This is a genomic window from Gluconacetobacter tumulicola (genome assembly GCF_014174215.1).
Lineage (GTDB): Bacteria > Pseudomonadota > Alphaproteobacteria > Acetobacterales > Acetobacteraceae > Gluconacetobacter > Gluconacetobacter tumulicola.
This window is the reverse complement of sequence record NZ_JABEQL010000036.1, coordinates 19,286-35,130: the sequence shown is the minus strand read 5'-3', so window position 1 is coordinate 35,130 and position 15,845 is coordinate 19,286. Positions and strand designations below refer to the sequence as shown.

At 63.7% G+C, this 15,845-nt stretch carries 14 protein-coding genes and 1 pseudogene; 9 read left to right on the top strand and 6 right to left on the bottom strand.

Annotated elements, in window-relative coordinates:
* Positions 1-118: 118 nt before the first annotated feature.
* Entirely contained in the window at positions 119-424 is a 306-nt protein-coding gene (locus HLH29_RS17650) for a MerR family transcriptional regulator (RefSeq protein ID WP_182968690.1), read from the top strand.
* A 65-nt stretch (positions 425-489) separates the two neighbouring features.
* A pseudogene (locus HLH29_RS19485) lies at positions 490-666 on the top strand (transposase); the annotation flags it as partial.
* Positions 667-685: 19 nt separating this feature from the next.
* On the opposite strand, the gene HLH29_RS17640 reads toward HLH29_RS19485, so the two are convergent.
* Positions 686-2,047, bottom strand: coding sequence for an aspartyl protease family protein (locus HLH29_RS17640; RefSeq protein ID WP_182968689.1), 1,362 nt, complete (start codon positions 2,045-2,047; stop codon positions 686-688).
* Between the two features lie 818 nt (positions 2,048-2,865).
* Between HLH29_RS17640 and HLH29_RS19755 the strand changes: the two genes are divergently transcribed.
* The gene (locus HLH29_RS19755; protein ID WP_338030287.1) at positions 2,866-3,072 is read left to right on the top strand and encodes a WGR domain-containing protein; all 207 of its coding nucleotides are present in this window, start codon (positions 2,866-2,868) and stop codon (positions 3,070-3,072) included.
* A gap of 193 nt (positions 3,073-3,265) precedes the next feature.
* On the opposite strand, the gene queF is transcribed toward HLH29_RS19755, so the two are convergent.
* Entirely contained in the window at positions 3,266-3,745 is a 480-nt protein-coding gene (gene queF, locus HLH29_RS17630; protein WP_182968688.1) for a preQ(1) synthase, read from the bottom strand.
* 141 nt (positions 3,746-3,886) lie between these two features.
* Here queF and rnd point away from each other — a divergent pair, with 141 nt between their 5' ends.
* Complete coding sequence (gene rnd / locus HLH29_RS17625; protein WP_182968687.1) at positions 3,887-5,068, top strand: ribonuclease D; 1,182 nt, start codon at positions 3,887-3,889, stop codon at positions 5,066-5,068.
* A 145-nt stretch (positions 5,069-5,213) separates the two neighbouring features.
* Positions 5,214-5,897 (top strand): GcrA family cell cycle regulator, encoded by a 684-nt coding sequence (locus HLH29_RS17620; RefSeq protein ID WP_182968686.1) that lies wholly within the window; start codon positions 5,214-5,216, stop codon positions 5,895-5,897.
* A gap of 269 nt (positions 5,898-6,166) precedes the next feature.
* Here the strand turns inward: HLH29_RS17620 and HLH29_RS17615 are convergent, their stop codons facing one another.
* Positions 6,167-6,844, bottom strand: a complete 678-nt coding sequence (locus HLH29_RS17615) for a bactofilin family protein (protein WP_408871993.1) — start codon at positions 6,842-6,844, stop codon at positions 6,167-6,169.
* Positions 6,845-7,286: 442 nt separating this feature from the next.
* On the opposite strand from HLH29_RS17615, the gene HLH29_RS17610 reads away from it, so the two are divergent.
* The 3 genes from HLH29_RS17610 (at position 7,287) to HLH29_RS20025 (ending at position 11,109) form a co-directional block, all read left to right on the top strand.
* Positions 7,287-8,303, top strand: coding sequence for an adenosine kinase (locus tag HLH29_RS17610; RefSeq protein WP_182968684.1), 1,017 nt, complete (start codon positions 7,287-7,289; stop codon positions 8,301-8,303).
* A gap of 365 nt (positions 8,304-8,668) precedes the next feature.
* Positions 8,669-9,679, top strand: coding sequence for a nucleoside hydrolase (locus tag HLH29_RS17605; protein WP_182968683.1), 1,011 nt, complete (start codon positions 8,669-8,671; stop codon positions 9,677-9,679).
* On the top strand, positions 9,676-11,109 hold the full coding sequence (locus tag HLH29_RS20025; RefSeq protein ID WP_182968682.1) for an amidohydrolase family protein: 1,434 nt from the start codon (positions 9,676-9,678) through the stop codon (positions 11,107-11,109). The genes HLH29_RS17605 and HLH29_RS20025 overlap by 4 nt, the downstream gene beginning before the upstream one ends.
* 10 nt (positions 11,110-11,119) lie before the next feature.
* On the opposite strand, the gene HLH29_RS17595 is transcribed toward HLH29_RS20025, so the two are convergent.
* From HLH29_RS17595 to HLH29_RS17585, 3 genes are read right to left on the bottom strand one after another with little or no spacing between them, the layout of a single operon-like run.
* Positions 11,120-11,911 carry an ABC transporter permease gene (locus HLH29_RS17595; protein ID WP_182968681.1) on the bottom strand — a complete coding sequence of 264 codons (792 nt, stop codon included), beginning with the start codon at positions 11,909-11,911 and terminating at the stop codon, positions 11,120-11,122.
* On the bottom strand, positions 11,908-12,744 hold the full coding sequence (locus tag HLH29_RS17590; protein ID WP_182968680.1) for an ABC transporter permease: 837 nt from the start codon (positions 12,742-12,744) through the stop codon (positions 11,908-11,910). The genes HLH29_RS17595 and HLH29_RS17590 overlap by 4 nt, the downstream gene beginning before the upstream one ends.
* A complete protein-coding gene (locus HLH29_RS17585; protein ID WP_182968679.1) occupies positions 12,741-13,769 on the bottom strand; it encodes an ABC transporter ATP-binding protein in 1,029 nt (342 codons plus the stop codon). Before HLH29_RS17585 ends, HLH29_RS17590 begins: the two co-directional genes overlap by 4 nt.
* A gap of 194 nt (positions 13,770-13,963) precedes the next feature.
* Here HLH29_RS17585 and typA point away from each other — a divergent pair, with 194 nt between their 5' ends.
* The gene (typA, locus tag HLH29_RS17580; RefSeq protein WP_182968678.1) at positions 13,964-15,787 is read left to right on the top strand and encodes a translational GTPase TypA; all 1,824 of its coding nucleotides are present in this window, start codon (positions 13,964-13,966) and stop codon (positions 15,785-15,787) included.
* Positions 15,788-15,845 lie beyond the last annotated feature (58 nt).

Below are 15,845 nucleotides of genomic sequence, written 5' to 3'. Positions count from 1 at the left end.
GCCAGAACCTGGTCCAGAACATCGTCAGGGATCACCGGCTTCTTGCGTCGGGCCATGATGCTTCTCCTTCCTCAGCATCACACCAAACACACGAAATTCAGGATAGGCCCGCGAGCGGGTGACTTCCATGCGCTCGCATCATCGGATCCCGGTCTATCGGGCCACACCTGAAGAAGAAAAGTCATGCCTCAATCTGGGTGAAGCCGCGAAGCTGCTCGGCATCGCCCCCAAAACCTTACGGCTTGCCGCCGAGGCCGGAAAGATCGCCGCCACGCACCCATTGCCCGACGGTCCCTGGATATTTGACCGATATATCCTCGATAGCGACAAAGCGAAGCTTATCGCCCGCCAGGCAAAAATACGACGCAGTCAGCTTGCAGGACAAACACATGCACAAGAAAACTTATTCGAAACAGTCATATAGACAGATGGGTGTTGTGAAGCAGGATTGTAGTCGGGCCGCCAATCCTCGATGACCGAGCGGGCGTGGGCATGACCGCATCCTTCGTGCATGAGGGCGCCATAAACGGCGAGATTTTTCAGGCCTATGTCGAGCGGGTCCTCATGCCGACGCTGAGCCCGGGCGATATCGTCGTGCTGGACAATCTGTCCGCTCATAAGATTCCGAGCGCGCGAAAGGCCATCGAACTGGCGGGGGCGCAGATATGGATCGGTAAATATTTCATCAATCGTTTTTGTAAAAACACAACAAAGATTTGTTAAGATCAATATATATATTATTTGCATAATATATATTCCCACCAATAATATATTGACTTTCGCGAGTTTTGTCCAAAATGTAGTCTCCTTTATATTTCTTTTCAGATCCTCCAGGGAGGTTTAGAGAGAAATATTTTGAATATGATCTCATATTTTCGTCAAATCCAAATGATTTTACAGTTATTTTTTCTGATTTATTATATTCTTCCTGCGAAAACCTGTTTTTGTACGCAAGTATGGTGCTGCTATTCAGCCCCGTATCTAATACAGATTGTTCAATTTTATCATTTATGGCCGCGTTGAAGATGATGTTTCTTTCATAGCCACCTTGTCCATACCCAAAATAGAAGTTGTTTTTGCATGATTCTTTATTGTCTGAGTGTAATCTCATGGAATTTTTTGAAATAAGAATTGGAGACAGTTTTGATAATAACATGTTTCCTACTGTTATATCACCTTTCGGCAGGATTACTGCAGGTAAATTGTATATATTAATATCATTAATTTTAATGTTTTTTATAATACCAAATGGTAGGCTTTCTGTGCCGCCAGTAGAAATTTTGAAGTTTTTTATTTCACCTATTACCTTAACATCAAATGATTCTACGTATTTTTGAGGGATTGTAGTTAAAAGAACTCCTGTATCTACGATGGCATCAAAGTTTTCATTTGATTTAGAGATTATTATATGAGGACTATATCCATATTTGGAAGTTTTGATTGGAATATCATTATTTGTTTTCTCTGTAATAGTAACAAATAGGTTTTCTGTAATTGGATTTGTTAATTCGACATTGTCAACTCCGTTAATGTGAAGATTTTCGACATCTGCGCTTTTTTCCAAGGACGGTTTCAATACGCTGTCTATGTATTTTTTCACAAAGTACCAATCTTTAGTTCGTCCTTCTGAGAACAGGTCTTCCGCATATATGTATTCTAAATACAATAGTACTTCTATGTTTGGGTTCTCTTGGTTTTTGAAATACTGCAATCCTGACTCGATATTTTTATCGGCGCAATTATAATCACCTCTTACTCGGCATTCAGATATATAATAGAGATTTTTTTCTAATGGTGTTTTAGCATTGGATAAACTAATTCTCATTGCATCTCCGAGCCCATGATATATCTTATACGATATATCGTATGGGTCTGATACATCTATGTAATATCCGTCGTCTGTTTTTGATTTCGTTATTGTGTTTATAATGTCGTTCGGAATTGAAAAATTCGGTACATTTTTTGTTTCGCACAATGCCGGTTTCTGTAGAGTGCAATCGAATAAAGACAATATTGCCAGTGTGCTGGATAATTTTTTCTTAAACATACTTATCCTTCTTCGTGATGAATGGAAGGTGAATTTGTATGAGGAACAATATATAAAGCTCAGTTATAGAACTGACGATGCGGCTAAGCGCATCGTCAGGAAATAATTTATTATTTTCAGTGAAAGGGTACATAAGTGCCAGGTGGCATCTGACCTCCGGTATTTCCTCCAATAGGATGAGATACCGTGACCGAACCACCTGTTGCTCCACCTTGGTTGCCGCTTACCGTTCCCGTTGCTGTCCAGCCACCCCCTACGGAGCCCGAGCCTGTAGCACTCCAAGATAAGGTCGGCGACCCGCCACCGCCGAACCCTCCACTTCCGGAGACACCACCGGATGCACCTCCCATTCCTGTCGTTGAATTTTGACCGCCCGGATTTTGATCCGGATTTGCTATTTCGCCACCAGTAACTTGGATAAGCTCCGCTTCAAGCAAATCACGCATTTTTCATCCTTTTGGAAAAATATACTGATTCAGTGGGAAGAGGCTCTCAACGCAAAACTTTGCAACAAAAGAGATGTTTTGCAACATTAACGTTTTGTCATTAAATTGGCGTTAATCAAGTCTGCGATCTCCTGTTTGGAAATATTGTTCATTCTCTGCTGCTGTTACATTATGGATAATAGGGTAACAGGCGGCGCCGGCTGAGCCGCCCCGAAGTCCGGAAAACCACCCGTCCGACGCCTTTTTCCTGCTACCGCGCCGCTCGGTCTGTTACAGTTCTCGGGAGAATATGCCCAAAGCGCCCTATCCGGCCCCGCCTCGCCCCCTGCGTCAGTTGGCCTTTTTCCCCGAGGCGCCGAACTGCGGCACGTCGTGCCGGCGGCGAACTGCTGGCGCTTCTACCGGCTGTGCCTGCGGGGCGATCTGTTCGGCGGCACCGCCCTGCTCCGCCAATGGGGGCGGATCGGTACAGCCAGGCAATGCCGCCTCGATCTCCATGCCGACGATGCAGCCCGCCGCAGCTTCGCAATCGGCATTCGCAAGACGCTGGGTGCCACGGCATTCAGCGTGATGGCCTGACCCTCATGCGCTTCCTGCGGCCGGTCTGGTCCGCGTGCCTGATCGGATCGGCGGCCGCCTTTCTCGTCATGCGCGGCTGGTTTGCGGGATAGGTCCTGCGGACGGTACTGACGCCCGCGCCGTTTCTGCCGAATTGAGAAAATCCGGTTGCCGGGGTGGCCGTGGCAGGCGGAACGGGGGAGGGGGGGGGCGCTCAGCCCCGACCGCGATATCCAGGCACGTCCTGCGCGGGAATCCACACATCCTGCGGCGGGGCGCCGGTCTGCCAGAAGACGTCGATGGGCATGCCGCCGCGCGGGTACCAGTAGGCGCCGATGCGCAGCCAGACCGGGGAGAGCAGGTCGACCAGGGTGGTGGCGATCTGGACCGAGCAGGCTTCGTGGAAGGCGCCGTGATTGCGGAAGCTGGTCAGGAACAGTTTGAGCGACTTGCTTTCCACGATCCACTGGTCGGGCACGTAGTCGATGACCAGATGGGCGAAGTCCGGCTGGCCGGTGACGGGGCAGAGCGAGGTGAATTCCGGCGCGGTGAAGCGGACCAGGTAGCGCCGGTCGCGATAGGGGGCGGGGACACGCTCCAGCGTCGCGTCCTCGGGGCTGGTGGGCTGGGGGGAGGCGCGGCCGAGCTGGGTGAGGGCCTGGGTGCCGTCGTCCGGCGGGGTGGATGCGCTCACGTTCCGTGATCCTTGCTATGCGGGGCTCTGTGAAGAAGGGTGATGTCAGAGCCGCCTTTCCCGCGTCAAGCGGCGCTTTTCCCCCGTGGGGGCTGTCGTGGGTGCTTTCGCACCGGCATGGGCCCATGATAACAGGACCGGATGGCGCGTGCACTCAAGGCGGATTTTTCCGCTCCTGTCCTGATGACCTCCACTGACGAGCTGATTGCGGTCGTCGAACGATTGCGGCGCGAGCCGTTCGTGACGATCGATACCGAGTTCGTCCGCGAACGGACCTACTGGCCCGAGCTGTGCCTGGTGCAGTTGGCCGGCGCGCATGACGTGGTGGTGGTGGACACGCTGGCGCCCGGCCTGGACCTGGCGCCGCTGGGGGAACTGCTGGACGACCCGGCGGTGACCAAGGTGTTCCATGCCGCGCGGCAGGACCTGGAGATTTTCCTGCATCTGTTCGACCGGCTGCCGGCGGCGCTGTTCGATACCCAGGTGGCGGCGATGGTGGCCGGTTATGGCGACCAGGTCGGGTATGACAATCTGGTCTCGTCGCTGACGGGTGCGCATATCGACAAGGCGCATCGGTTTTCGGACTGGGCGGCGCGCCCGCTGTCGCCGGCGCAGATTGCCTATGCGGCCGCCGACGTGACCTATCTGCGCACCGTCTACCAGCTTCTGCGCGAGCGGCTGGAGCAGGAAGGGCGGATGGAGTGGGTGGCGGCCGAGCTGGCGGTGCTGACCCGGCCCGAGACCTTCCGCCCCGATCCCGAGACCCTGTGGGAGAAGATGCGCCCGCGCACCAGCAACCGGCGCATGCTGGGCGTGCTGCGGGCCATTACCGCGTGGCGCGAGCTGGAGGCCCAGCGGGTGAACGTGCCGCGCCAGCGGCTGCTGAAGGATGAGAGCCTGCTGGAGATCGCGGCCACCGGGCCGGCCGATGCCGATGCGCTGGCCCGGGTGCGCGGTGTCTCGCGCGGGTTTGCCGAGGGGCGGAGCGGGGCTGGGCTGCTGGAGGCCATTGCGGCGGCGCATGCGCTGCCCGATGCGTCCTTGCCGCGCCAGAGCAAGGGCAAGGATGGTCCGCGCCCGTCGCCGGCGCTGGTTGCGCTGTTGAAGGTGCTGCTGGCGGCGTGCTGCGAGGAGCATGACGTGGCGCCGCGCCTGGTGGCGTCGTCGGAGGATATCGACCGGCTGGCGATGGAGGGCGAGCCCGACCTGCCGCTGTTGCAGGGATGGCGGCGGGTGGTGTTCGGCGAGGATGCGCTGGCGCTGAAGGCGGGCACCATGCTTTTGGGTGTGGATGGGACGCGGATTCGCCGCGTTTCGACCTGAACGCCCCCGAATGCGGACTCACCGGTTTTCCCCCGGGTTGTGAACAGGTTACTCCCAGCCTTGTCCACAAGATTTTGTGGTGGGAAGGTTGAGTCCACCACAAGATAAGCCTAATTTCCGGCTGTCCTTCGTCAGGAGAGATGGCATGGCTATGGAATGGACCGAGGAGACGATCGCCCGTCTGCGCGAGCTTTGGCAGCAGGGGTTGTCGACGGCCGAGATCGGCCGCCAGCTTTCGGTGACGAAGAACGCGGTTGTGGGCAAGGCGCATCGCCTCGGCCTGCAGGCGCGTCCGTCACCTATTCGCAGACCGCCGGCTTCGGCCCGCGCGGCGGAGTCGGCCGGGGCGGTTGCACCGACCCTGGAACCCGTCGCCTCGGCGCCGGTCGCGTCACCCGTTTCGCCGGCGGCACCAGTCGCCGCCGTTGCGGTGGCGCCGCAGGCGGCCGCGCCTGTGGCAGCGCCCGTTGTGGCGCCTGTTGCGCCGCATGTGGCGGAGGCCGCGCCGTCCGTGGCCCCGGTCCGGCAGGAGCCCGCGCCCCGGGCGCCGGTTCGTGCCGAGACTGAAACGGTGGCTGGGGTGGCGCCCCCGCCGCCCGTGGCCACGCCTTCCGTCTCGCGGCCGGAAACGTCCCGGGCGTCGCTGCGTGCGGTGTCCAGCCCCGCGCCGCGGCGCAGCGGCCTGAGCTGCTGCTGGCCGCTGGGCGATCCGGGCACGCCGGGCTTTCATTTCTGTGGGGCAACGCCTGTTCCGGGCAAGCCCTACTGCGCCGAACATGCGCAACTGGCCTATGTGAAGCTGCGCGACCGGCGGGATAACGTCGCCTGACGCGCTGGTTCTATCGGGAACAGGCATGAAAAACGCCGCGGATCATGCGATCCGCGGCGTTTTTTTTGGCGTTTTGGGAACGGCTGAGGAAAGCCGGTCTGGACATGTGGGCTGGTGAGCGAGAGTGCCGCAAAGCGGCACGCCCGTCATGTGTTTCCGAGCACCGAGGCGGAGCGGCCTTATGGGCCGTGAGCCATCGGAGCCCAGGAAACGCGCGCCGGATCGCCACCAGCGCGCATGTCCAGACCGGCGCTGCGCCCGGGCCTGGTTCAGTCGGCCGGAGCTTCTTCCGGGGCGGCGGGAGCCGCGACCGGGGCCGCGGGGGCCGGGGCGGCGCCGGTGATCATTTCCAGATGGCCGCTGACCTGGCCGCCATCCTCGACCTGCAGGCGGCGGCACTTCGCCTTGCCCAGCAGGCGCCCCGAGGAGCGGATGGTCAGGCTGCCGCGCACCGTCAGCGTGCCGTCGATGGTGCCGGCCAGATCGGCGTCCTCGACTTCGATCTCGCCACGGAACATGCCGCCATGGGCGACCTGGAGTTCGTGCGCGGTGATCATGGTCGATTCGACCGTGCCCTCGACGACCAGGCGCTCGGCGTCCTGGATCGAGCCCTGGACGCTGATTCCGCGCCCGACCACCAGCGTGCGGCGATCGCTGGTGTCCTTGCGGGGGGCCGGCGCCTGGCCGGGGCGGCCGGGCGGCTGGGCGGCGCCGGGAGGTGCGGTCGGAGCGGGCGGGAAGGGGGAACGGGCCATCGGGGCGGTCTCCTGGGACGACTGGGAGAGAGGGGGGGCGGCGCTGGCCGGCGAAGTGCCGGGGCGGACGGGAACGGCGCCGGCGGGCGGCGGCGGGAACGTCGTCTGCGGACTGGTCGGCCGGCCGGATGGCGACGAGGTGCCGACGGGCGGTGTTTCGTCTTCTGGCTTGCGTTTCTTGAACAAAAGCATACCCCGCTGCTGTCGAAGGTGAAGCCGCGCATGGCCCGGCGGTCTGGAGACGGGTGGTTCCCGGCCATGCTCCGGAAAACCGGTGTCTGGAACGATTAAGGATTACACGCGCGAATGATGCCGGAAAAGTGGGAAGCCGCAATTTTACGAACAAGACATGCTGGCATTGCGACCCCGTGCCCCCGGTGTTAGAGCCCGACCGCAAATGCGCGCTGGCGGCGATCCGACGCGCGTTTCCTGCGCTTCGGTGCTCACGGCCATCAAGGCCGCTCCGCTCCGATGCTCGGAAACACACGACGGGCGCAGCCCTTCGGGCCGCTCTCGCTCCCCAGCGCGTATTTGCGGTCGGGCTCTTGGTGAAGGGCTGTCTGTACGACGATTTTGGTGATTTGATGGCGCGCCGGCCTGGCCGTTTCGCCGGCCCGCGCGGGAGAGAGATGGAATGTCAGTGACGGGTGCCGGCAGTGCGGCCGAATGCCGCTTCGATCTGCTGGGGATCGGCAATGCGATCATCGATGTTCTGGCCCCGGTCGAGCCGGACTTCCTGGCCGAGCATGACATGATTCCCGGCAGCATGATGCTGATCGATGCCGAGCGGGCCGAGAGACTCTATGGGCTGGTGCGGCGCGAGCGCGAGATGGGCGGCGGATCGGCGGCCAATACCTGCGTGGTGGCGGCCAATATGGGCGCGCGCGTGGCCTATCTGGGCAAGGTGGCGGACGATGCGCCGGGCCGCAATTTTGCCGCCGACCTGCAGCAGTCGGGCGTCTATTTTCCTTCCGCGTTCCTCGACGGGCATGCGGGGCGCGTGCAGCCGACGGCGCGCTGCCTGGTGATGGTGACGCCGGACGGCCAGCGGACGATGAACACCTATCTGGGCGCGTGCGTCACCTTCGGGCCCGAGGACGTGCTGGCCGAATTGGTGGCCAGCGCGCATGTGACCTATCTGGAAGGCTATCTGTTCGACCCGCCGCATGCGCAGGAGGCCTTCCGCCAGGCGGCGTCGCTGGCCCATGCGGCCGGGCGGCGGGTGGCGCTGTCGCTGTCCGACCCGTTCTGCGTCGCGCGGCATCGCGATGCCTTCCGCGAGCTGGTACATGGGCATATCGACATCCTGTTCGCCAACGAGGAAGAAATCTGCTCGCTCTACCAGACCGAGGATTTCACCACGGCGATGAACCAGGCCGCCGCCGACACGCATTTCGCGGTGCTGACGCGCTCGGGCCAGGGCAGCGTGATCATCCGGGGCGAGGAGCGGATCGACGTGGCGCCGGTGGCGACGCAGGTGATCGACACCACCGGGGCGGGCGATGCCTATGCGGCCGGCTTCCTGGCCGGCTGGACCTCGGGCCGCACGCTGGCCGAATGCGGCCGGCTGGGCAGTGTGGCGGCGTCGGAGATCATCTCGCATTACGGAGCGCGGCCGCTGGTGAACCTTCAGCAGGATATGGAGCTGTAAGAGCCTGACCGCAAATGCGCACTGGCGGCGATCCAGCGCGTGTTGCCTGCGCTTCGGTGCTCATGGCCATCAAGGCCACTCCGCTCCGATGCTCGGCAACACACGCCGGGCGCGGCCCCCTGGGCCGCTCTCGCTCGCCAGCCCACATTTTCGGTCAGGCTCTATGAACCTGGTGAGACCGCCGGCTGGGGCATCGCCCTGGCCGGCGCATGGGCGCGGACTGATTTTCTGACCGGCGAGACAAATTTCAGTTTCGCAACAGGCAGCGGATCGTGGCATTCCGATACGACCACGAAAAGGATGCCGCGATGTCCCTCGACCGCAGACAGTTTCTTGCCGGGGGAGCCCTGTTCGCAGGTGCTCTCATGCCCCTGGATCGTTCCCGCGCGCAGACGGCGTGGACGGTTCTCGGGCAGCCGGTCGCGTCTGTGCCCTGGCTGCGCGACGTGCGCCGGGTGATCATCGACACCGATCCGGGAACGGACGACCTGCTGGCGATCATCATGATGCTCGGTTCCACGCGCATCACGACGGAAGCGATCACCGTGACGCCGGGCAATATCGGCTACGAGCAGGAAGTGCGGAACACGCTCTTCCTCGTGCAGACCCTGAAGAACGGGACGATACCGGTGCATCGGGGCGTCGATCATCCGCTGCTCGGCCGGTCCTATCCGGCTGCCGGGTTCATTCATGGCCGATATGGATTCGGCGACATGGTGGTGCCGGAGGTCGCGCTGAAACCGGCACCCGACCATGCCGCGATCGCCATTTCGCGCATCGTTTCCGCTCATCCGGGCGAAGTGGTGCTGCTGGCGCTCGGCGGATTGTCGAACATTGCCCTTGCCCTGCTGCTTGACCCTTCGATTGCCCGCAAGGCCCGTGGCATCGTGATCGTCGGCGGACGCTATGAAGGGATCGGCACGTCGGTCAGCTTCAATGCGATGGTCGATCCGGAAGCGGCCGATATCGTGCTGCGCTCGGGCCTGCCGATCGCCATGACGGGCAGCCTGGGTGAGACGGAGATGCTGACGCAGGCGGATTTCGACCAGATCGCGACATTCGGCACGGCGAAGAGCGCGCTCTTCCTGAAATCGAACGCGGAACGGCTGAAATTCGAGACCGAAAAGCGGCACAAGCCCGGTGCGACCTATGCCGATCCGTTTGCCGCCACCATGCTCCTTGAGCCCTCCGTCGCCCTTCAGTTCGAAGCCGTTCATGTTGCGGTGGAGTTGAGCGGCACCGAAACGCGGGGGTCCTACGTGTTCGGTGGGACGCATATCTATACGGGCGACGCGCTGCCGGCGAACGTCGCCATCTGTACCAGGGGATCGCACGAGATATTCCGCGAAACCGTCTTTCAGGCCCTGCGCGCGTGATCGGACGCGCCGCGACGCTGGCAATTGCGGCGGCCGCCTTTCTCCTGCCGGCCGCCACATGGGCCGCACCGGCCTGCACCGTGCAGCGCGGGACGGGCGAGACGGTGATCCGCGCGACCATTCTGGCGCCGGACCATGTCCTTGCGCCGGGGGAGGTGCGGATCGATGCCGCCGGGCGGATCGATTGCGTTGGTGCGCGTTGCGCGGCGTCGTCGTCCGCCACGCGCATCCTTTGCCATGATGCCGTGTTGTCGCCCGGCTTCATCAACACGCACGACCATATCGATTTCGACAATATCGGCCCCCGACCCGATAGCGGCGAGCGCTATGCCCATCGTCATGAATGGCGCAAGGGGCTGGACGGTCATCGGCTGTTGCAGGATTTCAGACCCGATCGCGATCCGCTGTCGTTGAGCTGGATCGAACTGCGTTTTCTGGTCGGCGGCACGACCTCGACCGTGGCCGAGCGCATGGCACCCGGCCTGCTGCGCAACCTGGATTTCCGCGACGGGCTGGAGGGGGTCGCCATCGCCCCTGTGACCTACACGATTTTTCCCCTCGACGATGCGCCGGGGATCATGCGCACGCAGGATTGCGACTATGGGCCCCATCCTGCCACGCATGATCTGGTCGCGCATGCGAGCGCCTTCCTCGCCCATGTCTCGGAAGGCCGGGATGAGGCGGCCCGCAATGAATTCCGCTGCGAGAGTTCGGAGACATACGACACCACGCCCCAGGCGGGAGGCGGCGGCACCAGCCATGACTGGATCATGCCGCAGGCCGCGCTGATCCATGCGGTCGCCCTGACTCCGCAGGATCTCGATCTGGTCGCTTCCCGGCAGGCAAGCCTCGTCTGGTCGCCGCGCAGCAACCTGTCCCTGTATGGACGGACGATGGATGTGCTGGCGGCCCGGCAGCGGGGCATCACCATCGCCCTGGGGTCGGACTGGCTGCCGTCCGGGTCCATGAACCTGAATCGCGAACTGGCCTGTGCCGTGCAGTATAATCACGGCCATCTGCATGATACCCTGGGCGATGGGGAACTCTGGCGCATGGTCACGCTCAATGCGGCACGCGTGGCGGGCGCGGAGAAGGAGATCGGCAGTATCGCGGTCGGCAAGCTCGCCGATCTCGTGCTGTTCGCCGACCCCGCGCATCGTGGTGTCCATGCCGTCGTGCGTGCCAGGCCGCAGGACGAGATGCTGGTCCTGCGTGGTGGCAAGGTGCTGCTGGGGCGTGGGGATCTGGTCGATCGGCTGCGCCCGTCCTGCGAAGCGATCGATGTACCGGGGGTCTCGCTCAAGCTCTGTCCGGAGCCGGGTCGCGTTTCCGCTGCGGAACTGGAAGCCTATGCCGCGCGCCACGCGCTGTATCCACTGGCATTCGACGGAACGCCGCCCGACGAACCGCCCTGCGAGACCGCGCCCTAGCTGGCGGCCATCAGTTTCCGGTCGAGGCGTGGCGGCGGACGGCTGCCTGCCAGTACAGCAGCATGATCGCCAGGAAGGCGAAGCCGGCGGCGGGGGCCAGTGTGGCGGCCATCGGGTGGGGGGATCGGCCGAGGATTGCCAGCATGGGTTCGTAGCTGACGGCGCCCAGCGGGATTGCGTATGTCATGAGCTGGCGGAACCAGCGCGCGTAGAGGTCGAACGGATATTGTCCGGCTTCGACGCCGCCATAGGTCAGGACGTTGACGATCTCCAGGCTTTCGATGGTGCGGAAGGACAGCGCCGCCTGGCCGATCAGCACGCCGAGGAAGAAGGCGACGCCGCCGGCGATGGCCCACAGCATCATCGGCAGGGTGAACAGGAGGGGGCGGACCGGCGTCATGGCCAGGCCCAGCGCCAGGATGGCCGCGCCCTGGGCCAGCCGGGCCAGCGGGCGCAGGCGGAACTGGTGGCCCAGCAGTTGCAGCACCGTCCAGCGGGGGCGCAGCAGGAGCCGGTCGAAGGCGCCGGTGCGCAGGAAATCGTCCCCGAAGCGCTCGAACCCGTAGCCGATGGTCTCGGTCAGCGCGAATTCGATATTCACCAGCCCGTAGAACAGCGCCACCTGGCCGACGGTCCAGCCGCGCACGGTGCCGAACCGGTGGAACAGCACCCAGATCGCGGCGAAGCCCATGAGGGTGGTGGCCAGATGACCGGCCATCTGCATCAGGAAGGCGCCGGGATAGCGTGTCTGGCCGGACAGGGAGGCGCGTGCGTAGCGGCGCCAGAGGGCGAATCCGTTCATCCGCCCTGGATCTCCAGCCGGTGCAGGGTCCGGCGCAGGGAAGCGCGGCCGATCATGGTCAGGGCCGCGATCCAGGCCGCCTGCTGGCCCAGTGCGAGGACTGCCCGGCCGCCATGCAGCGTGCCGAGCCAGAACCGGCAGGGCAGGTCGCCCAGGCCGGCGAAGGGTTGAAGGATGAGAAGTGTCTGGACCGCGCCGGGGAACAGCGCCAGCGGCAGCAGGTTGCCCGACAGGATCAGGGCCAGCGGCGTGATGACGGCACTGCCGCCGGCGGGCGAGAGGGTGCGGACGGTGACGATGTTCAGCAGCACGACGATGCTGGCCGACAGGGCCAGCCCCATCAGGATCGACACGGCGAACAAGGCGGCGTCGGGCAGCGAGGCCGGGGGGCGGAGCGCCCAGGCGCCGAGCCCGGCGAGAGGCAGGACCAGGCCGGCGAAGGCGACGATCAGCAGGGCGCGGGGGACCAGCCGGCCGAGGATGCGCGCGGTGGCGCGGCAGGACCACCACCACCAGAGGTCGATGGGGCGCAGCAGATCGTGCGCCACCGCGCCGCTGCGTACCGCGTCCGCGATCTCGGGGTCGCAGCTCCAGGGCATCAGGGCCAGGGTGCCCTGCATGATCCAGACATAGGTGACGGTCTGGTGCAGGCCGAGCGGCGCCGTGCCTGCCGCGTCATGGGCGCCGTGATAGAAGGCGGCGTAGATCATGATGTTGATCACGCCCCACCAGCATTGGGTCACGAACCCGGCCAGGGCCGCCGCGCGGTAGCGCATGGTGGTCTGCCAGCGGGCGCGGAAGGCGGCCAGGTATGGGGTTGCGGCGTGGATCATGGGCTGGACGCGTGGTGTTCGTAGAACCGGCTGATCACGTCCTCGATCGACGGGCGGGTGATCGTGACGTCGGCCAGGGGGGCTGTGCCGGCGGTGCCGCCGGCCTGCGTCAGGAGCTGGATGAGGTCGGGTGCTGCGATGCGGGCGGGGTCGAAATCCAGCGCCAGTGTCTGGCCGGTGGCGGGCAGGCGGGACACGCCTTCCGGCAGGGTGAGGGTGGGGGGCGGGCCGTCGAAGCTCGCGATCAGCCGGCGGCCGGAGAGGGTGGTGGCGCGCAGGGTCTCGAAGGGGCTGTCGGCCAGGACGCGGCCGTCGCCGATGACGATCACTCGTTCGGCCAGGGCCTCGATATCGTGCATGTCGTGGGTGGTCAGCAGGATTGTCGTGCCGTCCTGCCGGTTCAGGTCGCGGATGAAGGCGCGGATGGCCAGTTTGGAGGGGGCGTCCAGCCCGATGGTCGGTTCGTCCAGGATCAGCAGGGGCGGGGCGTGCAGCAGGGCGGCGGCCAGTTCGGCGCGCATGCGCTGGCCCAGCGAGAGCTGGCGCACCGGCTGGTCCAGGAAATCGGCCAGGCGCAGGGTTTCGACCAGGCGGGCCCGGCGGGCGCGATAAAGGGTGGGCGGCACGCGGTAGATGTCGCGCAGCAGGGCGAACCCGTCATCGACTGGCAGGTCCCACCAGAGTTGCGAGCGCTGGCCGAACACCACGCCGATGCGCCCGACATGGCGGAGCCGCTGGGCCCACGGCACCAGGCCCCCCACCGTGACCCGGCCGGACTCCGGCCGCAGGATGCCGGACAGGATCTTGATGACAGTGGATTTGCCGGCGCCGTTGGGGCCGATCAGCCCGGTGATGGTGCCGGGTTCGATGGTGAAGGTGACGCCGCGCAGGGCCGCGATGGTGCGCCAGGGACGGCGGGAGGGCAGCCAGGCCGCCAGCCCGGCCGGCCCGACCGGCGGACGGGTGGCGACGCGGTAGGATTTGCGCAGGTCCTCGACGACGATCCGGGCTGGGGAGGGGGGCATAGGCTGTTCCGTCGCTGTTCCGTGCAGGGCAGGGTTCGGCCGGAAGGGTGAAGTTTCGCGTGCAATCCGCGTGCGTCCCCTCTATCTACCCCGGTGAATAGAGAAACATCCGTCGGTTCCGACCATGGCGCAAGGGCGCGCGGGCGGCCGGCATGCCCGTCCGGGGCCCGCGAAGGAAGTCAGGTCACACACGTATGGACATTCGCAATATCGCCATCATCGCTCACGTCGACCATGGCAAGACCACGCTGGTCGACCAGCTTCTGAAGCAGTCCGGGTCGTTCCGCGAGAACCAGCATGTCGCCGAGCGGGCGATGGACAGCAACGACCTGGAGCGCGAGCGCGGCATCACCATCCTGGCCAAGTGCACGTCGGTGGTGTGGAAAGATACCCGCATCAACATCATCGACACGCCGGGCCACGCCGATTTCGGCGGTGAGGTCGAGCGTATCCTGAGCATGGTGGACGGCGCGGTGGTGCTGGTGGATTCCGCCGAGGGCGCGCTGCCGCAGACCAAGTTCGTGGTCGGCAAGGCGCTGGCGCGCGGGCTGAAGCCGATCGTGGTCGTCAACAAGATCGACCGCGGCGACGCCCGCCCGGACGAGGTGCATAACGAGATCTTCGACCTGTTCGCAGCCCTGGGTGCGAATGACGAGCAGCTCGACTTCCCGATGCTGTACGCCTCGGGCCGCCAGGGCTGGGCGGACGAGGAGCTGGAAGGCGCGCGCAAGGACCTGGCCCCGATGTTCGACCTGATCGTGCGCCATGTGCCGGCGCCGAAGGTGGACAAGGAAGCGCCGTTCGCCATGGTCGCCACCATCCTGGAGAACGACAACTTCCTGGGCCGCGTGCTGACCGGTCGCGTCGAGCAGGGCCGTGCGAAGGTGAACATGCCGGTGCGCGTGCTGCGCCCCGACGGCTCGGTGGTCGAGACCGGGCGCCTGACCAAGCTGCTGTCCTTCCGTGGGCTGGACCGGGTGCCGGTGGAAGAGGCCGAGGCCGGTGACATCGTCGCCGTGGCCGGCCTGTCGGAAGCGACCATTCCCGAGACCATCGCCTCGCCGGAAGTGACCGAGCCGCTGAAGTCGACCCCGGTCGATCCGCCGACCCTGTCGATGACCTTCCGCCTGAATGACGGCCCGCTGGGTGGCCGCGAGGGCAAGAAGGTGACCTCGCGCCAGATCCGCGACCGTCTGTTCAAGGAGACCGAGGGCAACATTGCCATCCGTGTTTCCGAGAGCCCGGAGAGCGAGGCGTTCGAGGTGGCCGGCCGTGGCGAATTGCAGCTTGGCGTGCTGATCGAGCAGATGCGCCGCGAAGGGTTCGAGCTGACGATCGGCCGTCCGCGCGTGCTGTTCCGCACCAATGAGGAGACCGGCGAGCGCGAAGAGCCGTACGAAGAGGCGCTGATCGATGTCGACGAGCCCTATTCGGGCGTGGTCGTCGAGAAGATGGCCATGCGCAAGGGCCTGATGCAGGACATGCAGCCTTCGGGCGGCGGCAAGGTGCGCCTGACGTTCCTGATCCCGTCGCGCGGGCTGATCGGCTATCACGGCGAATTCCTGACCGACACGCGCGGCACGGGCGTCATGAACCGTCTGTTCTCGGGCTATCAGCCTTGGGCCGGCCCGATCGAGGGGCGCCGCAACGGGTCGCTGATCTCGTCGGAAGATGGGGCGACGACGCAGTATTCGCTGTACTCGCTGCAGGAGCGCGGCACCCTGTTCGTCGATGCCGGCGAGAAGGTGTATGTCGGCATGATCATCGGCGAGCATTCGCGCGAGAACGACCTGGAAGTGAACCCGGTCCGCGAGAAGAAGCTGACCAACATCCGCGCGGCCGGCAAGGATGAGGCGCTGCTGCTGACGCCGCCGCGCAAGATGAGCCTGGAGCAGGCGATCGCCTATATCGAGGACGATGAGCTGGTCGAGGTGACGCCGTCGGCGGTGCGGATTCGCAAGCGCTATCTGGACCCGCACGAGCGCAAGAAGCGCGACCGCGCGGGCGCCTCGGCCTGATACGGCCGTAACCGTCCAGATGCGTGGGTCCGGACGGGCTGGCAGGGTTTGGGAACGG